This is a genomic window from Sphingobacterium arenae (assembly GCF_014692505.1).
GTDB lineage: Bacteria > Bacteroidota > Bacteroidia > Sphingobacteriales > Sphingobacteriaceae > Sphingobacterium > Sphingobacterium arenae.
The window spans coordinates 35021-53213 of record NZ_JACNYK010000008.1; the positions used below are offsets into that span (position 1 = coordinate 35021).

17 protein-coding genes are annotated in these 18193 nt (G+C 42.0%); all 17 read right to left on the minus strand.

Annotated features, from left to right (window positions below; all coding sequences use genetic code 11):
• Window positions 1-201 precede the first annotated feature (201 nt).
• The 17 genes from H8B17_RS19470 to H8B17_RS19550 all read right to left on the minus strand — a co-directional run bounded on the left by H8B17_RS19470 (window position 202) and on the right by H8B17_RS19550 (window position 18193).
• Complete coding sequence (locus H8B17_RS19470) at window positions 202-405, minus strand: hypothetical protein (protein WP_190310911.1); 204 nt, start codon at window positions 403-405, stop codon at window positions 202-204.
• Between the two features lie 7 nt (window positions 406-412).
• Window positions 413-1036, minus strand: coding sequence for a fibronectin type III domain-containing protein (locus H8B17_RS19475; protein ID WP_190310912.1), 624 nt, complete (start codon window positions 1034-1036; stop codon window positions 413-415).
• A 1211-nt stretch (window positions 1037-2247) separates the two neighbouring features.
• The gene (locus tag H8B17_RS19480; RefSeq protein WP_190310913.1) at window positions 2248-2673 is read right to left on the minus strand and encodes a hypothetical protein; all 426 of its coding nucleotides are present in this window, start codon (window positions 2671-2673) and stop codon (window positions 2248-2250) included.
• An 11-nt stretch (window positions 2674-2684) separates the two neighbouring features.
• Window positions 2685-3509 (minus strand): tyrosine-protein phosphatase, encoded by an 825-nt coding sequence (locus tag H8B17_RS19485; protein WP_190310914.1) that lies wholly within the window; start codon window positions 3507-3509, stop codon window positions 2685-2687.
• Window positions 3510-3538: 29 nt separating this feature from the next.
• Window positions 3539-4198, minus strand: coding sequence for a response regulator (locus H8B17_RS19490; RefSeq protein WP_190310915.1), 660 nt, complete (start codon window positions 4196-4198; stop codon window positions 3539-3541).
• Complete coding sequence (locus H8B17_RS19495; protein WP_190310916.1) at window positions 4188-4994, minus strand: hypothetical protein; 807 nt, start codon at window positions 4992-4994, stop codon at window positions 4188-4190. Before H8B17_RS19495 ends, H8B17_RS19490 begins: the two co-directional genes overlap by 11 nt.
• The gene (locus H8B17_RS20850; RefSeq protein ID WP_190310917.1) at window positions 4991-7927 is read right to left on the minus strand and encodes a sensor histidine kinase; all 2937 of its coding nucleotides are present in this window, start codon (window positions 7925-7927) and stop codon (window positions 4991-4993) included. Before H8B17_RS20850 ends, H8B17_RS19495 begins: the two co-directional genes overlap by 4 nt.
• Complete coding sequence (locus H8B17_RS19505) at window positions 7924-8412, minus strand: adenylyltransferase/cytidyltransferase family protein (protein ID WP_190310918.1); 489 nt, start codon at window positions 8410-8412, stop codon at window positions 7924-7926. The genes H8B17_RS20850 and H8B17_RS19505 overlap by 4 nt, the downstream gene beginning before the upstream one ends.
• Window positions 8413-8516: 104 nt before the next feature.
• Window positions 8517-10076: a capsule assembly Wzi family protein gene (locus H8B17_RS19510; RefSeq protein ID WP_190310919.1), complete on the minus strand. Its 1560-nt coding sequence runs from the start codon at window positions 10074-10076 to the stop codon at window positions 8517-8519.
• 35 nt (window positions 10077-10111) lie between these two features.
• On the minus strand, window positions 10112-11110 hold the full coding sequence (locus tag H8B17_RS19515) for a mannose-1-phosphate guanylyltransferase (protein ID WP_190310920.1): 999 nt from the start codon (window positions 11108-11110) through the stop codon (window positions 10112-10114).
• The gene (locus H8B17_RS19520; protein ID WP_190310921.1) at window positions 11107-11883 is read right to left on the minus strand and encodes a WecB/TagA/CpsF family glycosyltransferase; all 777 of its coding nucleotides are present in this window, start codon (window positions 11881-11883) and stop codon (window positions 11107-11109) included. Before H8B17_RS19520 ends, H8B17_RS19515 begins: the two co-directional genes overlap by 4 nt.
• Window positions 11880-12968: a glycosyltransferase family 4 protein gene (locus H8B17_RS19525; protein ID WP_190310922.1), complete on the minus strand. Its 1089-nt coding sequence runs from the start codon at window positions 12966-12968 to the stop codon at window positions 11880-11882. Before H8B17_RS19525 ends, H8B17_RS19520 begins: the two co-directional genes overlap by 4 nt.
• 20 nt (window positions 12969-12988) lie before the next feature.
• The gene (locus tag H8B17_RS19530; protein ID WP_223816692.1) at window positions 12989-14158 is read right to left on the minus strand and encodes a polysaccharide pyruvyl transferase family protein; all 1170 of its coding nucleotides are present in this window, start codon (window positions 14156-14158) and stop codon (window positions 12989-12991) included.
• Between the two features lie 19 nt (window positions 14159-14177).
• Window positions 14178-15128 (minus strand): LVIVD repeat-containing protein, encoded by a 951-nt coding sequence (locus H8B17_RS19535; protein ID WP_190310923.1) that lies wholly within the window; start codon window positions 15126-15128, stop codon window positions 14178-14180.
• 169 nt (window positions 15129-15297) lie between these two features.
• The gene (locus H8B17_RS19540; protein ID WP_190310924.1) at window positions 15298-16152 is read right to left on the minus strand and encodes a beta-1,6-N-acetylglucosaminyltransferase; all 855 of its coding nucleotides are present in this window, start codon (window positions 16150-16152) and stop codon (window positions 15298-15300) included.
• A gap of 2 nt (window positions 16153-16154) precedes the next feature.
• On the minus strand, window positions 16155-16967 hold the full coding sequence (locus H8B17_RS19545; RefSeq protein ID WP_190310925.1) for a glycosyltransferase family 2 protein: 813 nt from the start codon (window positions 16965-16967) through the stop codon (window positions 16155-16157).
• Window positions 16964-18193 carry an O-antigen ligase family protein gene (locus tag H8B17_RS19550; protein WP_190310926.1) on the minus strand — a complete coding sequence of 410 codons (1230 nt, stop codon included), beginning with the start codon at window positions 18191-18193 and terminating at the stop codon, window positions 16964-16966. The genes H8B17_RS19545 and H8B17_RS19550 overlap by 4 nt, the downstream gene beginning before the upstream one ends.

Sequence of the window (18193 nt, forward strand, 5' to 3'; positions counted from 1 at the left end):
TTTCCTGTTTGTTATTTAGATTAAATACAAATAACGAGGCAAAGTTAAATATTAAGATCACATTTCCAAATATTCTGCGCTTCTTTTTCGAAAAAAGAACACCGATTAGGATGGCTTCGGATGCTTGTTCTAGATCTCTACAAAAAACTCCCGAGGCAACGCCCCGGGAGTTCGCAACAACATAAACCCCAAAAAAGAAACTTACCAATTACGTCGTCGCCTTCCTTCCAGTAAGCGGCTGGTGAGATAACTCACCGCAGCGCCCACGATGGCCACCAAAACGGTATCCAAGAGGTTGCTCCAGTCGAAGCTGTTCCAGCTTGTAGCGTCCTTCGGAGATGCAGCCGATTCTTGGAATGTTGTTCCGATCCGGCAACTCGATGGTGTGGCAGAGGTGCTTTTCAATGCCATACTATCTTACCACTATCGTTGCGTTATCACTCCAATCCCCAGTTCCTTGCGTATTTAGCGCACGTACCCGCACTTCGTAGCGTTCGGCTACCATCAGCGGTGCGATGATATTGGCACGCGATGAGCTCGTCGCAAAGCGTTCACTCCACTCATTTTCGCCCTGTAAGCGGTATTGATATTCGTATAGCAATACATTTCGCTGACTCTCAAAGTCCAGCCGCACCTGCCTGGATTGCCTCCCGTCACCTAGCTTTACGCCTACCACTTTCAACGGCACCTGTACTGAGCCGCCGGCTCCATTCGTTGGAAAACCCGAACTCAAAAGGGTCGATAAATGCCCCTCTGCCACACTGTTCACGTAATATGCCAGTTGCCGTAAGGCAGCCTCCAGCGGCAGGCGGCTTTCATTCTTGAGGGCGGTTTCTTCAGGTGAGCCGCGACGCCTTGCGGCGGACAGCTTCGCCGAGAAATCATCCAACAGTTCCTGTACCGTTGCCAATGCAAGCGTCGGTTGTTCGAAATGTACATTGTCTGTCATGGCACCGATAATCGTTGCAGCGGTTACCATGAGCTCATCGTCTTTCATTCGTGTAAAGCCGATAAGCGCTTTAAATTTTATAGCCATTTTTTTGCGTTTTATGTTCTCCTCGCGAGATCGAACAGTACAAACGTAAAAAGCAACCCCGCCTCAAATGAACTTTTGATAGGATTTGATAGAAATTGATAAGATTTGATAAAATTTAACCGAAAAAAGCCCCATTTTGTCCATGTACATCGTGCCGTAGGACATGTAAATGACGACTTCGACACTGTACAAAATGGACAAGTCAAGCTGCAAAATGAATTCGACAAGTAACAAAACGTACTAAGCAAGCTTCAGAACCGACCCGTCACGCTGCAAAACCGATATGTCGCGTGCAGGCATTGCCAGGACACTGTACATGTCCGCTTTGTCACGGTACAAGCGCATTTTGTACCGTGACAAAGCGAACAACACAAGGGACAACAGGGTCTCGACAAGGCGCAGAGGCTACTTGTTACTTGCGCACATATTCTTGAACATGCGCAAAGCCCTATTGGTTTTTGACAACAGGCTTTTTCATTTCTTTAAGAAAAACAAAGGGTCAAGCCCATAATACCTTACGTTACAGTAAAGGACGGTGTCCGTTTAGATAATACCGCGTTCCTCCCTATCAGTTCGGGATATCATTTCCTATCAGTAGTTCTGTCCTTCGGTGCCATACTTTTATATCAGACACTGGCTTATAAACGCCAGCGCTTGATATAGAAGAAATGAAAACACGCATAAGACTTATACCCCCTAACTGTCGGAAAAATAAGACTGTTGTTATTTAGCGATATTTAATTCTATCAACGCCTTCAAATTTTCATCTCTTTCCTTTTATATCCACGGAAAGCCAAGGACGGCGATTTCTTTATTTCGGATTGGCTCCGCAACCGAAATACGGTGGAGTATTTGGGAATCTGGTAAAGCGTATATAACCCTGATTTAATTATGGCAATTCGCCGCAATTAAAAGCCAAGCCGGACTCAATAGCTATAAAATTAAGTGTCAAGGAACGGCGAGAAGCCAATCCTAATAAAAAAGGTAACGCACGGCAAAATGTCTCTTTAGAGCAGCTGGTGGTAATGGCTCGAAGCCCTGCCTCTTCGCCTTGTCCAATAAATATTCTCTTGTTCCCATAAACTAATTTAAAATCTCATTGGTAATAATATATGGTGGTTTCCTTATGTTGATATTATCAAATGATAGTATCAATATAAGGATTATTAGATTAAAACAGGTAATTGGCAAACTTATTTTTTAGCACGCCCTTAAGACTGCACACACAAGTGGTTCGTATACAGATAAGCAAGGAGAAGACGAGATAAGACCACGTATACGATGAGCAGGGCGGCCAAGACAAGTAAGAAATAGCCCACTCCCCGAAACCAGTATTCGATCAGGGTACATCCCGTAAAAAGGGCGAGTAGAATAACGACGGATTTCCAGGTGGTGTATACGAGCTTTTTCAATCGTTTTATCGTACTCCTTGCATATAGTCGTAGATGCAAGGCAGCAACGGTGTTCACCAGATTGAACAACGCCCACAAAGAATAAAAATTTGTCCAGATGGCCTCTTCCGTCATCACGCCATAGGACTTCACCCAGAAGAATGCCCCGACGAAAGCCATATTCGAGCATATAGCATCCGTCAACATGAGCGAGGTTCTCACATAGGGCAGTATCTGGGTTTGCATAGATCTATACATTAGTTACCGTATTTACGTGCTGTACCTTGCTCAAGCAGAAACTCCGCATTACGCAATTTCTCCAAGAATAATGTCGAAATATCCTCTTTCCGAACGTAATGTTCGATAGCTTTTACATGGCGCTGATCATGCACATTCGTGCCAATGAGGTCTATCATGCCTTTTCCGGTCAAGTATTTCACCACATTCTTTTCTCTAGGTCCATAATACCCGTAGCAGGACAGTAAGTTGATCTGCAGCAGGCAACCCCTATCTTTATAAGCTTTCAACATACTGGGTGCATGCTGATAGTATATATACCGTTCGGGATGGGCCAAAATCGGCGTTATACCGCGATCAATCAATTTTTGGATAACTTCTTGGACGAGCGGGCTTTCGTTGGTCAGCGGCATTTCAATTAAAAGATACCCACCTGCCAAACAGAGCAACGGCACCAAGGGATTGTCGAGGTCTTCCAATAGCTGCTCGCTTACCATATATTCGGCCGCATAACGCAGCTGGTTTTTCGGCAGATCCGTATCGCGTAGCGTCTCTTCCCAAGACCGTTGTATACTGGCTTTGTTATTGGGATACATACCATCCCAGATATGCGGCGTGGCAATAAACTGTTGTATTCCCTGATTGGTCAACATGGCCAGAAGTTCCAAACTTTGCGATACCGACGCACTACCATCGTCTACGCGTGGCAGCAGGTGGTTGTGTACATCAACCTGCAGCCAGCTTAGATCGTTGTATTTTCGTTTACGACTAAAGATAGAAAGCATAAAAAGTTCTTCATAAGTAGATGGCACAAACATAGGCAAACCTACTTCGCTCTTTCCCACCCAAAAGGGCGGTTTTCAGAAAACTTATGCTATTTATACTTTAAAATGAGCTCCGCACGGCTTGACACCTGCAATTTTTGATAAATATTCCGGATGTGGTATTTTACGGTGTCTACACTGACAAAAAGTTGCGCAGCGACTTCCTTGTAGGAGGTTCCTTGCTGTAGCATCGCCATAATTTCGATTTCACGTGGGGTCAACTGGGCAGTTTTCTCATACTGGCTTTTGCCCAGCACGGGATTAAAATGGTCAAACACCAGTCGGGCCACCTGCGGACTCATCACCGATCCGCCTGAGAGTACTTCCAGCAAATGCTCCTCCATTTGCGGTAGCGGCGTACTTTTCAATAGGTATCCCGAAGCGCCCGCACGCAGCGCCTGAAATACCGCATCCTTGTTTTCGAATACGGTAAACATCACGACCTGTACTTCCGGCATGCGTCTTTTGATATACCAAGTTGTTTCGATGCCCGATTTGCCGGGCAGGCCAATATCGCTGAGCACAATATCCAATGTTTCGTTCTTCCAGGTCTCGATAAACTCTTCGAAGGAGTGTGCCGCAATGCGTAAATCGAAAGACGCACTAGACTCGAAAAAAAGCTTTAACGATGCCAGCACGGGCTCGCGGTCTTCCACTACGGCTAAGCGATATGTTTTATCGCCATTATTTGCATTCGGATTACGTTCCATTTTTTACCATTAAATTTCGAAACAGGTATTGTAACAGCCAACAGCTAAGCATCAGATAAAAGAAGCTAATCGTGGTCAATTGATCCAAATCTTGCATCAAGAAGCTGGTTTGCGTCGAATTAGACAATAAACTCAGCACCATCCCTCCTTGCAACAAAAGCTGCCCCGAATAGATTATACTAAAATATTCCGCATTGCGCCGGCTAGCAACGGAAATAGGCGACAACTCCATATCGTGCAGATAAAGCAGCCGCCACTGTGCGATAAGGTAGATAAATGCCATGAAAAATTTAACGATATAATGCCATTTTTGATCGATATAACCATATGGATGCCGTACGCCCACCTGCATATCGTATACTACTTGTTCCAGCAATGCCCTTTTTTCTTCTATGGAAGCCAGGGCATACGGGATAGCATCAATTAAACCAAAGACAACCGGCAACAGGTGCAACCACATATGCCGGGGCCATTTAATCCGCGGAAAGAGCGAGAATAAAACAAAAAAATAGGCACAGGGGGCGATGAGATAATAGAGGGGAATACCCTTGTTGTAAAACTCCGGTACCGCCCGAATAAAACCGTTAAAAATGAGCGCATAGATGAATGCGTGCCAAAACGATGCCGTAGCGACCAGGGCTATCAACAGGAAGCGACGGTCTTTCCGGCGAATGGTCAAATAGACAAGTCCTATGATGGCAATGACCGACATCGAGAACCCTAGCAGGGCAAAGGACATGCCCCAGCTGTTCCACGCTTCCTGTCGGATCCAGAATTTCGTTATAAAATCCCTCATATTGTCCATTTAATGTTCCGTAGGTTTACCTTTAACAGCACGGTAAACAACCCATTATCCTGTGTAACCACTATAGCTGCATTCATTTGCCGTGCTCTGGTTTCCATATTACGTGTTCCTTGTCCTTTTCTAAGCGTCTTTTCAGGGGCAGGACTTTGCGCACCATTATTCTGCACCTCCATGAGTAGCCATTTGCTGTCGACACGTACCGTAACGGAAACCCATTCCGCCTGCGCATGCTTGATGATATTATGCAATACTTCCTTAAATAATAAATACGTGTTCTGCCGCACAATCTGCGGAATCTTACGGTCCGTCTTGGTTTCTCCGTCAAAAAGCACGCGAATTCCCTTGGGTTCCAGCGTTTGGAATGCGAAGTATTCCATACGTTCCTGCAGGCTCCCTTCATAGTTGTTACGCACGTCTATCGCCCAAATAATATCGTCCATCATTTGCACGGCTTCTCGGCTGTATTGTCCGATCGATGCTGCACTCGATTGTTTGTCACGCGAGGCTCCCATCGACAGCAGATCGGCCTGCATGGATATGCCCGTTAAGAGCCCGCCTACTTCGTCGTGAAGATCCCGGGAAATCTGCTTGCGCAAAGCTTTCTCATCTTTTACTCTTTTCGCGCGCTGGATAATAATATACGTTGCGAGTCCCGTGATACTCAGTAATACCAAGGCATAAAATGCCTGCGTTTCAACAAACGCCGGCTGTTTGATTAACAGCCACGTCCACGTTTTTTCAAAACCACCATTCGCAGACCAAATACGCACATGTACAGGATATTCTCCGGGACGTAGACCTACCAGTGTAATCTGGCCGGAGGCAGCCATGTCCTGGAATCCGTCCATGACCGGATCAATTTTATACTGCATCTGATAACCCTGCCTATACACATCCGGCCGAGCGAAATCCATATTAAACGTCAATGCATCTTCCGGTAAGCGCATGGTATCGCGCAAAGCATCCGCCGCATAATAATGCTTATACCGGTTCCCTGTCAACCCAATGTGCAGGGCCGCAATTCGCGGTTCCGGAACCGCAATATCCTGCTTGGCGGCTTTCAGCAGATCGCTGGGATCAAAGAAAACATAGCCCCCTATCCCCCCCATGAACAAACGTCGCTCGGCGGTATCATAGAAGATTGCCTGATGGTTAAACTCCTCAAAAGGAAGTCCGTCGTTCGTCCGGTAATTAAAAACACGGTTGTCGGTTATGATCGATAGTCCCCGGTGCGTTCCGGCAAATAGTGTTCCATCGATCGCAAACAGCTGATACACGACATTACTGCCCAGTCCCTGCTGTACATTGATGCTGCGACTACCCGAATCCGTCAACAGGACAACACCCCGTCCTTTCGTCGCGAGGTATTCCTTTCCGCCATCAATAACATGATCGTAAATCATTAACTGTTGTTGCCCCTCCGGATACCGTTTGCGATGGCGATGCCCATCGAATACAAAATATCCCCCTTCTGTCGAAAAGCTTAATTTTCCATTTTTATAACGGAGGGAGAGAATACGTTTCCCATCTGTAAAAAACATCCCCGTCGTATCCAGCAATGGCACGGCTTGGTTTGTCCGTATATCATATTGCCATATCCCGTTCGACGTACCGACCAGCAGTGTAGAACCTTTATAGGGCGTTAAACAGTAACCTAAATCGGAAAACTTATGTGCATATCGCGAAGGCACCGTCGGTTCAAACGTTGTCAACCGGCCAGCCACCATCCGCCCCAGAAAACCAGATTCCAACGCGATATAGGTGGTATCCCGATCTTGCATATGCATGGCATAGTAGTTTTTCTCTGGTGCCTTTTTATATTCCATCACACTTCCCTGTAACGGCATGTGATGCAGGAAGCCGTAACCTCCAAAATAATAGCAATTGTTTTGTCGAAACATTCCTCTGGCACTTCCACATTCTACGTATTCAAACGAAAACGACGAGGGAAAGACAGCGTACAAACCGTCATCCGTAGCCAATAGCCACTCGTCACTAAACCGTCTCCAGGCATTCACTCGTTTGTACAGCACATGTTCCGCCAAGCGGTGGAAACCTCTTTTCTGTATCGTGAGTGATGTATCTCGAGATAGCTCCAGATACTCCCCGTGATTATTGAACAGCATCACGCGATCACCATCAACGAAGCCCCAATGGTTCCAGTTGGTGAAGTCGTTTTCCTGTGTACTCCGGATGGCCGTCAGCCGGAAGTTCCCATCATATAAGTAGTAGCCATCCCGGTAATTACGGATAAGCAGACCATCTTTCAGCGGTAATAGATCCTCGATACAATCGTCGATTCTAGGTGGAATAGCGGCTGTGCGACAAGCCCCCGTACGCCGGTCGTATGCATATAAGGTGCCGCTAACGGCTAACCAAATGCGATGAGCATCTGCCGCAAACAAATTGCCTACCGTCTGGCGCCCTTTGTGTTTATCTGCAACAAAGGAGAATAAAAAGGTTTTTCGATCCCGACCGATCTGCCATACCTCGCCATTCTCTGTGGCCACCAAAAAGTCTTTGTCCGTTTGGCAGAATGCCTGCGCTTTTCGCTCGGTAAGCCTCTCTGCGAAAGGTTCGTTGAAACAAAAACGCCAGGTACGCAGATCAAAGATCAGCAGGCTATTTCTGGTGTTCAACCAAAGGCGCCCCCAGGGATCAATGGCTAAGGTCTGTATTTCATCAAAGGGTAGCTTTTCCGCATACAGTTTCGAAAAAGGAATGACATGCACGCCATCGTAGCGGTACAGCTCTCCACCCGACACCAGCCATATCGATCCAAAGCGATCTTTTTCCGCCACGGTGAACATCACGTGCTGATCGTCTATGCCCTTCAGTACCTGCACATGCCGGTAGGGGTGCTCTGCATGGAGGTCAGCAATGCCAAACACCAGAAGGCAGAGATATAAGATGATATATTTCACCCCACCTTCTTTCCGTTTTTAGCAACTTCTTTATCGTAAACTATTTTCCGAAGTCCAGAGCTCGAGAAGCGGTGGTCTCGGCTGTTGAAATACAGTTCGATGCCCTTCTCTTCACAGTATTTCCGTCCTGTAAAATCTTTATTAGCATATTCATCACCCACAATACGAACATCCAGTTTAAAGGAACGGAGAATGTCTTCCAAATCTTGTTCGGTGGAGTAGGGTACGATTTCATCCACATATTCGCATCCGCGCAGTTGGATATAGCGCTCCACGACGGTTTGGGTCGGTGCATTTTTTTCGGGGCGATCAAGTGTGGGATCCATCTGCAATCCGCAGATCAGGTAATCACACTGGCGCTTAGCCTCGGCGAGCATCATGATGTGACCCGCGTGCAAAAGGTCGAATGTGGAGAAAGTAATCCCGACGCGGGGACCGGGGTTGTAGTCTTCTCTTTTTTTCGTGGCTTTTTCTTTGTTTTTCATGGTATGTTGTTGTTTTGTGAATATTTCATTGATCTCGCAAGCTCATTTTGCATTATTAAACCCTCCAGGGTGCGCGTCGTTTTGACAGATATGCGATAATATTTTTACTTTTTCCCAAAGAACTTCCGCAATGAGACTTGTCCGCCGACGCTATTGTTAAATAAAGACCCTTGATCTACGGCTAAACATATTCCAAAAAAGAAATCATTTGGTAATTCACGCTCGGCCCGAACGAATCCAGAAAACTGAGAAACAGGCACAAACTTTTCTTCATGAGGTTCATGCCATCGTCCACCCGTAGATTTCCCGTGAGCGCTTGTCGTAAAAGTTCCATAGTGTTTGGCAAAGGTAAGTTTACCTGTTACATTCCACTGGTACAGCCGACCCCGCATTCCTATGTGTCCCGCTACCACGCGGTTACTGATAAAATAATCCATAGGATCATGCGCCTGCCCTGCTCTCACTGAATGCGCCGGCGCGATTAATGGCGAGCCGACACCTTGCGCTTTGTACGACCAGCCTTCCGTATAATAGTAATTGTTATAATAGTCCTCGTCACCAGACGCTGTAGGCTTTGACCAAGGATATCCGGCCTGATCTTTTGAATAGAAAAATTCGAAAAGAAGCTTTTGCCAGTCCCAATTTTTTGCTGTTTTATTATATGTTTTGTTGGTTAAGGCGATACCATTAAGGCCATCGGCTATATTCGCTAATTTGGATATTGCGCCGACTTCATAGATATTCTGTCGATAAGCCATCAGCTGAACATCATCCCAATCGTAGGAAAGACCTAAATCAATAGAGCCTAACTGATTCCCTAGCTTTGATCGAGGGATGGGTATGTTGCCGCCACCATAAGCTTTTCCCCAAAATACATACCATAATGTTTCGACATTATTCAGCGTATAACTGTCTCCATATACTTTCTTTTCACTGCCCCACTGTGCCTGATGATTAATTCCTCCATACAGGTTCAGCCGCCAATGGGGTCTCCCGATACGCCCATATAAGGATTTTTGGTGTAGGAGTGTAGGATGCGCATATTTATCGGTAGGCACCAAAAACTGATTTGCCGCGATGGGTATTTCCCCCACCAAACCATTGGCAAAATTTCCTTTAAACGAGAACAGGCCACCCAACCATGGCAAGCGGTAATATTCTGGTATACGTATATCGAGCATCGGTATACCCAATGCATTCCCCGACACCGCAAAATTTCCCGAGCTTAACAACGTATCTCCGTTTAAGCCCATTACATCTTTGGTCCGGCCGAGTTTAGCCTCAAACATCGCATAACGAACTTTTACATGCGCATCAATTAGTTGCACCTGTGTTGTAGAGCCAACATTTGTACGCGCTTCCAATCCATAGCCCCAGTCCCATTTGGAAGCTGTCGTATCGCTACGTTCGGTCCACTCCCCTTGTATCGCATAATTCTTTGCTGCACGGACCAACAATCCACCAGAAGCACCGGCTAGGGGGATAGAACCATATTGATTGGAACGCATCCAAAACGGCACTATGTCATTGCTGGTATATCCGGCAAGTAGGCTGACATCTACATATTGTCGGGTCGTGTCTGTCTGCGCTTTTACCTTTGTACTTAAAAGCAAAATACCACAGTAAAACGTAAGGCTCAAAAAAAGAATGTTTAATCTTTTCATAGCGGTCAGGTTAATGCGGAATGCATCGCCGAATTTTAGTCAATTAGTTTCGACTGATGCTTATCCAATGTATTATAAATCTTCTTCACATCCTGTGATTTCTCCTTTTGTACAAATAGCAGCGCGTCATCTGTATATACGACAATCGTATTTTTTAAGCCGACAAAGGCCGTATAGAGGTCTAATCCGATGACCATATTGCCTTGCTCGTCCACGGCGTAACCGGTAGACAATAGGTAATCATATAATGCTTCAAATGATCCGAGGTCAGACCACTCGAATTGTGTAGCGACCACCCGAATCTTTTTAGAGCGTTCCATCACCGCATAGTCAATGCTAATTGACGGAATTTTTTTAGAAAGGTTCTCGTCTAGTTTCCCATCTTTTTGATGTTGCCACGCCGCGAGGGCCGTTGCATACACTTTGGGCTCAAACTGCTGCAATTCTTCCAATAGTGTATCGGCGCGAAAACAGAACATACCGGAGTTCCACAAAAAATTACCCTGTTCAATAAAATCCTCGGCGGTATCTTGGTTTGGTTTTTCGCGGAAAGATAGTACACGGTCATCATCATATTCGATATACCCGTATCCGGTCTCTGGTCGTGTCGGTTGAATACCAAACGTCACGATATATCCTTCTTTTGCTTTTTCAATGCCCGTTTGTATAGCCTCTTGATAAGCTTGCTCTCCTACAATAACATGATCGGAGGGAGTAACCACCAAAATGTCGTCCGGTTCTGCTGCAAACGCGGCAAAAGCAATGGCCGCAGCGGTATTACGTGGTGTTGCCTCTACAATATCGGTATAAGCTATCCCTTGGCTATCCAATACTTCTTTGCTCAGCTGATAATTCTCCCGATTACCGACCACCATTACGTGGTCGCAGAGCGTCTTGTTCCGTAGTACGGTCATTCCAAAGAGTGAACCTTCTTTGAATAGGTTTAGGTATTGTTTTGGATTGCTCTTACGCGATAAGGGCCACAACCGGCTTCCTACGCCTCCTGATAAAAGTACGTGTATAATGCTGCTCATTTGTTTTCTTCGAAAGGGTTTCTATAAATCTTCAACTTTTCCCTTAATATGAGACCGAGGAAAGGTAAATCATCGATCATATAGCGTTTCCAAAGACGTTTAGGCTCTTTAAACAACCGATAAGCCCACTCTAATGACATTTTCTGCATCCAGACCGGAGCACGTTTTAATGTCCCGGCTTCAAAGTCGATTGTGGCGCCCAGTGCCATAAACAACTTGATACTTGAAAGCCTGTCTTTATACTTATAAATCCATTTTTCTTGCTTAGGAGCACCAACTCCTACGACCAACACGGTTGCGTCAGAGGTATTGATTAAACTCAAAATTTCTTCGCATTCCTGTTCATCTTTTTCAAAGCCAAAACTGGGAGAATGTGAAGCAACTACCATACTACGTCCGACTTTTTTATTAATTTCTTCTTGTGCTTTTCGCGCTATCCCTTCTGCAGCACCTAGCAGAAATATTCGTATTTGGTCATTATCTTTATGATGTCGGCAATAAGCCGAAAAAAAAGAAGAACCTGGTATCACTTCCTTTACCGGCTTTCCAAGAAACTTTAATCCTAATTGTACGATCTTGCTATCACATACGATCCAATCTGCGTTTTGATAAATATCATAAAATAACCTGTCTTTTTGGAGTTTGATAATATGATCCACATTCGGGGTAATAAAGATCCCATCAGTAAGCTGGCGTAATAAATCGTCCTGTTTGATATTGTTTAAATGAATATTAAACAAGGATATTTTGGAAGCTATTTTTTCGTCTTTCATGTTTTATCTTCTAGCAAATCCTCGTAAATAGACGTTAATTGTTTGCACACGCTCTCAGGAAAAAATGGACGTACCGTTTCAAAACATTTTTTCCCGTATTCAGGTAGTAAAGCGGGATGATCAATAAAAAATTGGACAGCTTCTTTTATCTGTTCCAAATTACCTGCTTCTATCAAAATCCCGTTTTCATAAGAATAGACAATTTCAGGAATGCCTCCAACATTTGTGGAAATAACAGGTCGCGCATAACTCATGGCTTCCAGGATAGCAACGGGCAACCCCTCGTTGTAAGAGGGAAGAATATAGACATCTGCCCAAGCGAAGCAGTCCGCTTTCTTTTCTCCTGAAACCCACCCCTCATATTTGACGAATCGAGACAATCCATTTTCATTGATAAACGTGTGGATATCGCCATCAACTGCGTTTCCGCCGATACGTAAAAGAAGTTTGTTCTGGAAAAACTCTTTATTATCTTTCAGCATCGTTAGTAAATCATAAATTCCCTTCCGGTTACTTATTTCTCCAAGAAACAGTAAATGTAATTTATCATCGGATCGCTGCTCGGGAGCTGCTGTGGGGGGCGTGACCATGTTATTTAGCACACGGATGTTAGCTTCACTCACGCCAATGCTCGCAAAATATTTTTTCCACGATTGAGATAAAACAATCAACGTATCACACAAATTAAGTGTACGGACAATATTCCGTTTATCGTGGCTGTTTTCAAAGAATTCCTTAAAGTCAGCAGCATGTTGGTGCATGATGACTTTTTTTCTAAAAAACTTTCCCATTTTTATGAAAATTCTCTTTCGATAGAAGGAAGCATTTGCAGCGCCGTGAATATGCAGTATCTTGATACGTTGATCGACTAATAACAAGAGAAAACAACGCATCACCGCTTGGAGGGCATAAAATGCCTTTACGAATTTATTGCCCAATCTCCACGTAGGTATGAAACGGCTTTTCTCAAAATATTTTTCGTACGAAACCAATACGGCGGTCATTCCGCCATAGGTGGATTTCGACACGCCTATCATTAATATCTTATTTGCAATTTTCTTAGGTATAATTAATCGATCCGTCATGTCCAATTCGTTAAAGTACTTTAAACCCGCAAAGCATTAGACAAATAGTTTAGGGAATCATTCCTTATTTCATTCAATTTGATTTCGACTGCGTAATAGTCAATCTTATTATCTATCACGCTACATATATCGCCATTAAAAATACGCTCCCTTTCAATCTTTAAAACGTCGAAAAGACTATCAATCCGTGAGTTACGGGATGTTTTACTCGCATTTGCAAATCGGTAAAAAGTCATAAACTGACGATGGAAAATAATGGAAAATATAGTACAATGAAATGAATCTGTACAAACATATGTTGCGTTACTGATATATTTCACGAAGTCGTTAGGATCCACGAAATATGGTGCTTCATTCCCGAAAGACTCGTCTTCTGCCACATATTCGTCCATATGGCGAATTGTTATTATTTTGTAACCTGTTTTTTGTTTTAACGAATTGACGGCGCTTCGAGATTCTTGGTTATCACCTAAGAAGTAGCAAAAAATATAGGGATCTTTCTCTTTAGGCCGAGCATCGGCTATCTCTGTTTCCCATTCTTCGCGAGAGAGCAACAGTGTCGGATCAGCAACCACTCTAGCAACCTTGTTGGATAATGTATCAACAATAATCTTTCCTTGTTGCTCACGGACTCCAATAGACGAAAAACGATCTAGGTATTTTCCCGTCGCTTTGTGTTGAAAGGCAGGTATCTCTGAAACACCGAAACTAGCGGCATAAGCTATTTTTGGTATATTATCATCGACAAAGAGCAAATTAAAAAATTTATTTGGCAAACTCATTGGGGTCCAAACTTGGTCGCTACCGACTACAACAGCTTTATATTTTTTGGAACCTTCGTTCAAATTTTGGTATCCGATATGTTCGCGAAAAAGCGGAATCAATTTTTTTGACTTATATTCGTTAACGGCTTTTGTCCGCTCGGCAATGCCTTTAGCATAATGCGGATACTTTTGTTCAATCTTTTTGGCAGTAAATCTATGGTAGATCTCTTTAGCTTCACCTACCCGAATAGCATTAATCACAAACGCTATTTTCTGCTTAATAGATAACTTTTTCTTGTAATTAATTATCTCGCAATCGTATCCCAGATCGCTTATTTTCTTAACTAACGAATATCCAACCAGCGCTGTTCCGTAGTTGTTGTGCCCCTCGTTATAGGCTATTACACATCCTATTTTCTTTTCCATCGATATATCTTTTATAGTTTCATTTTCCTAATGTCATACCATATATTGTCTTCCAATAGTAGCTTCCTGTAAACAACTTGCCGTCATCAGTAACATATATTGGTTGAATCAATGCCCTATCATTAGACAAATCGTTAGTGCCGCTGTAATAAGGATTATCTGGGTTAGAAACGTCAAATATCGCAACCCCCTTTTCGGCAAAATTTAGATAAACATTATTTTCGAACTTTTTCAGGTAACTAGGTTGCCTATCTCCTGTCGTTTTATGGTACCAGTCACTAGCTGGAATGAGTACTATTTTATTTGCTATATTGTCAAGATCAGACAAATCCGCGACTAACAACCCCCTTCTATCCGACTTTAGACTAACCTTTTCAGTCTGTGTGGCGTAAGTCGCATAGAGATGCGGATAATCGACAATCACGTCCATCGTTTGATAAAAGGGCATCTGGTTAACTAAAAAGGAATCATTCAAGGAGATCTCCGTTACGGCAGTTGCTTTACCGCTGTGATCTAGTTCCCATATCCCGATTCCTTCGGCGAAATGAGCAAATGCGACATATAGTTTATTGTCATTTTCAAAGAAATCGAATCCTTGATACTCTCTATGTTTATGGTGTTTGTAAGAAAATATTTCCTTGGGGTTGCTAGGATTTATTGCATCGAAAATTATAAACCCCCCAATCCCGGAAACAAGTAAATATCTGTCCAAATACTGTTGAACCTCTACCAACTTCATATCCGAATCAATTTTCCGCACAGATTCAAGGTTGTCCTTCTGCAAAACGACTAAGCTTCCAATCTCTGAAGAATTATTAGTAAAACTTCTTGTCGTCATGTATAGATACCGACCGTGAACACAGCCTCCTCTAGCGATGACTCTAGCTGAGGTGAACGCATTATTTTCGGCCAAGAGAATTAAATTCTTAGGATCAGAAGCGAGATACTTTCTTACACCATAATATCCCATAGAGTATAGTGTATCTTGTTCAGAAAAAAGATACCAATTGCCTTTGGCGAAAGATCGAAATATATCCGTTTTATAGTGAGGATTTAAGCGAGTATAGATCATGGCTACACCAAAAACGCACAGCACACATATTAACCAGAATGATATTTTCTTCCTTGCGCTTATCATATCATGAAGTAGTTAGAAATCTGTATACTCTATCAATAATTTCTCTATCAATATTAGCATCGAATTTACGGGCGAAAAGGCAATGACTTTCGATTAATTTTTGATAATCTTCATCTCTAAAAACCTTTGGATACTCAACATCATTCCAATCAATATACCGCAGACTATCATTTTCTATTTGTAGGTTTTCTAGTTGCATGACAATTGTTTGATAAAAAAATTCATCAGCACAATTGGTCCATTTAAATCGACTACTATATTCTGGATGATCATCCAAAAATTTCATTATTTTCTCAACACATCCATGTGTTATGTTCAGCCAATTGGGTCCTTTATAAAAATCATATTTCGTAGATCGAGGTGATACTTTTGAAAAAACCGCAAATAAGAAATATTGGAGACCAAACAAATATTTATCCCATAAGCTACCACCTCTATGAAACCAATTTGGCCAATACTTTGTCACGCGATCTAAGCCACCTTTCTGTCTAGTGCCCTTCTTTACTTTTTCCTCGATAGAAATATACTCTTTGTCGTTATCATAAAAGAAACGAATAATCTCTTCATTAGATTTAATAGGAAGATCTTGCCCGGATATGAGCAAATATCTATCATACCGCTTCTCAAATGCTTTTTCTAACAGAAACTGTACGGCTAAAATCTGCGAATAGCCTCCCCAGTATACTTTTAATTCTTTATACGCATAAACATTTTGAGCAATGATGTCTTCTGGACGCACACTACTTTTCTTATCAATATGAACAAAAACATGAAAGTCTCTAGATAAATACCGGATTAACCGAACGGTTTGTTCATCTTTTCGGTGAATCAACATTATTATAGCAATTTTTATCATATTTACTCCGCCGATAAAACTTTCTTAATTAAACCTTTTGAAATTTCCCAATATCTTGATATCCAAAAATTAGTGATCTCAAAAGCCAATTCTCTTCTATACTTCGTCGGTATAGATGAGTTGATTTCATTTTTGTATCGTTTTCTGTACGATCTACTAAGCATTGGATTTTTTGAAATAGCTGAACTCGGTCTCCACATATAATGGTAAACATGATCAGGAATTAGTGTAATTTGTTTCGCATTATATCCTAAACGGAGGTTCATTATAAAATCTTCTCCATGCGTGATTTTTGAGGAAATATTAAACGAGTTTAGGTCAAATAGTGATATTCTAGTCAATCGACCAAATGGCCCCCACGTAACATATTTTCTGAGTAATTTTTTTGAATATTGGACACCATTCAACTTTGCATAAGTATATTCTCTTTTAAACTTAAACGGACCTGTATATTTCAAACTACCACACACCATATCAGTATCCTCATCAACATGATTAAACAACAGTTCTATCGATCGCTCAAACAGCTCGTCGTCCGAGTCTACGAAGGAAACCCATTCGCCAGTACAATTCTCCAAACCGACTTTTCGAGCAATCGTCACCCCTTCATTTTCTTTATGAATAACCTTTATCCTAGAATCTTTCTTTGACCACGTACTACAAATATTACCAGAAGAGTCAGAAGATCCATCATTAACCAATATAATTTCTATCGCCTTAAATGATTGACTAACAAGGCTTTTCAAACATCTATCAAGAAATTCTTCTGAATTATAAATTGGAACAACAATACTTATCAACGGTGTGCTTTTCATATATTCATTTTTTTAATTAATGTTCTATATCGCTTTTCCACCGCCAAATCAAAGAATCTCGCATAAAACAAAAAAAGTAATATAATTATATAGTAAGTTAGCAAGTACACTTCTGTTAAACAGGCAAAATTATAGGCTATAAACATTATCGTGAAAAAAACATAATAAGGTTTATGTTGATACTTCTTAATGAAAAATGTTCTTAACGATCTCCATATAACTGTAAAAAAAGCTAAGAAACCAATTAAGCCGCATTGTAATAATATTTGTAATATAGTATTGTGCGCATGTCTATTCCCTTGAACTAGCCATCCTATGGAAGATAGGCCGTAGCCAAAAAAAGGTTGATTGGAAAATAGCATAATCGCCTCATCCCAAATTACTAGTCTTCCCGTTAAAGTGATATCTTTATTGAGAATATCCACAATGAAAAATTCAAATAAGTATTGTAATCTCAATAAGACAATACTTAGAAACACAATAAAAATGATTAGTAAAGCTGCTTTCATTTGAAACAACTTTGGAACTCTTCGATAAAGAAACATACTCAACATAAATAATAGAGCAGCGGTATATAGTGTTCCGACGTTTAACATTATAATGTTACCGCAGATCACTAAGACTCCAAAAACATTGATCACTTTTCTATAATAACCGATTCGTCTGGCTAGATAAAACAGGATAAACCAAATAAACAACAAGGGACTTATTTGGTTATCTAATCCCAAAAAATTAATCCTTGAGGAATTCCAAATTGAATCAGTTTGGAACAATCCATCCGGATATACTATTAGATAAAACAGATTAAGAAACAACATGAATCCTAGGCAAATGAAGTAGACAAACAGAAAACCAGCAGGACTTTTTCTGACATAATAGCCAAACATGCAACAATAAAATATTATTGCACCCATTTCGTTTACGACCGAAGAAATATCGTTTGAATTTATGAAAACTGCTATTGCCCAAACACCTAGAAATACTAAGACACTTTTATCAAAAGAACTCAAAGAACCCTGATTAACATACAAGAAAAGGATAACTACGAGACTGATCATTTTATAATAAAAAAGCAATTGATAAAAAGGAGATTGATAGTCAGTCGTCACTTGCGTCAATGGTGTAAGTAAGGCGATAAACGGAAATAGCAATAAGAATATGCCTAGCATATCACTTTTATTTGGTCGTCTAGCTAATAATTTTCTTATCGCTGCTGATCTTGTCAT

Bases quoted from the DNA above. Each gene is read 5' to 3' on its own strand.
- H8B17_RS19540 (WP_190310924.1), bottom strand. From the start codon at position 16,152: ATGATAAAAATTGCTATAATAATGTTGATTCACCGAAAAGATGAACAA.
- H8B17_RS19495 (WP_190310916.1), bottom strand. From the start codon at position 4,994: ATGAGGGATTTTATAACGAAATTCTGGATCCGACAGGAAGCGTGGAAC.
- H8B17_RS19510 (WP_190310919.1), bottom strand. From the start codon at position 10,076: ATGAAAAGATTAAACATTCTTTTTTTGAGCCTTACGTTTTACTGTGGT.
- H8B17_RS19505 (WP_190310918.1), bottom strand. From the start codon at position 8,412: ATGAAAAACAAAGAAAAAGCCACGAAAAAAAGAGAAGACTACAACCCC.
- H8B17_RS19515 (WP_190310920.1), bottom strand. From the start codon at position 11,110: ATGAGCAGCATTATACACGTACTTTTATCAGGAGGCGTAGGAAGCCGG.
- H8B17_RS19475 (WP_190310912.1), bottom strand. From the start codon at position 1,036: ATGGCTATAAAATTTAAAGCGCTTATCGGCTTTACACGAATGAAAGAC.
- H8B17_RS19535 (WP_190310923.1), bottom strand. From the start codon at position 15,128: ATGGGATATTATGGTGTAAGAAAGTATCTCGCTTCTGATCCTAAGAAT.
- H8B17_RS19530 (WP_223816692.1), bottom strand. From the start codon at position 14,158: ATGGAAAAGAAAATAGGATGTGTAATAGCCTATAACGAGGGGCACAAC.
- H8B17_RS19550 (WP_190310926.1), bottom strand. From the start codon at position 18,193: ATGACAAGATCAGCAGCGATAAGAAAATTATTAGCTAGACGACCAAAT.
- H8B17_RS19525 (WP_190310922.1), bottom strand. From the start codon at position 12,968: ATGACGGATCGATTAATTATACCTAAGAAAATTGCAAATAAGATATTA.
- H8B17_RS19545 (WP_190310925.1), bottom strand. From the start codon at position 16,967: ATGAAAAGCACACCGTTGATAAGTATTGTTGTTCCAATTTATAATTCA.
- H8B17_RS19480 (WP_190310913.1), bottom strand. From the start codon at position 2,673: ATGCAAACCCAGATACTGCCCTATGTGAGAACCTCGCTCATGTTGACG.
- H8B17_RS19490 (WP_190310915.1), bottom strand. From the start codon at position 4,198: ATGGAACGTAATCCGAATGCAAATAATGGCGATAAAACATATCGCTTA.
- H8B17_RS19520 (WP_190310921.1), bottom strand. From the start codon at position 11,883: ATGAAAGACGAAAAAATAGCTTCCAAAATATCCTTGTTTAATATTCAT.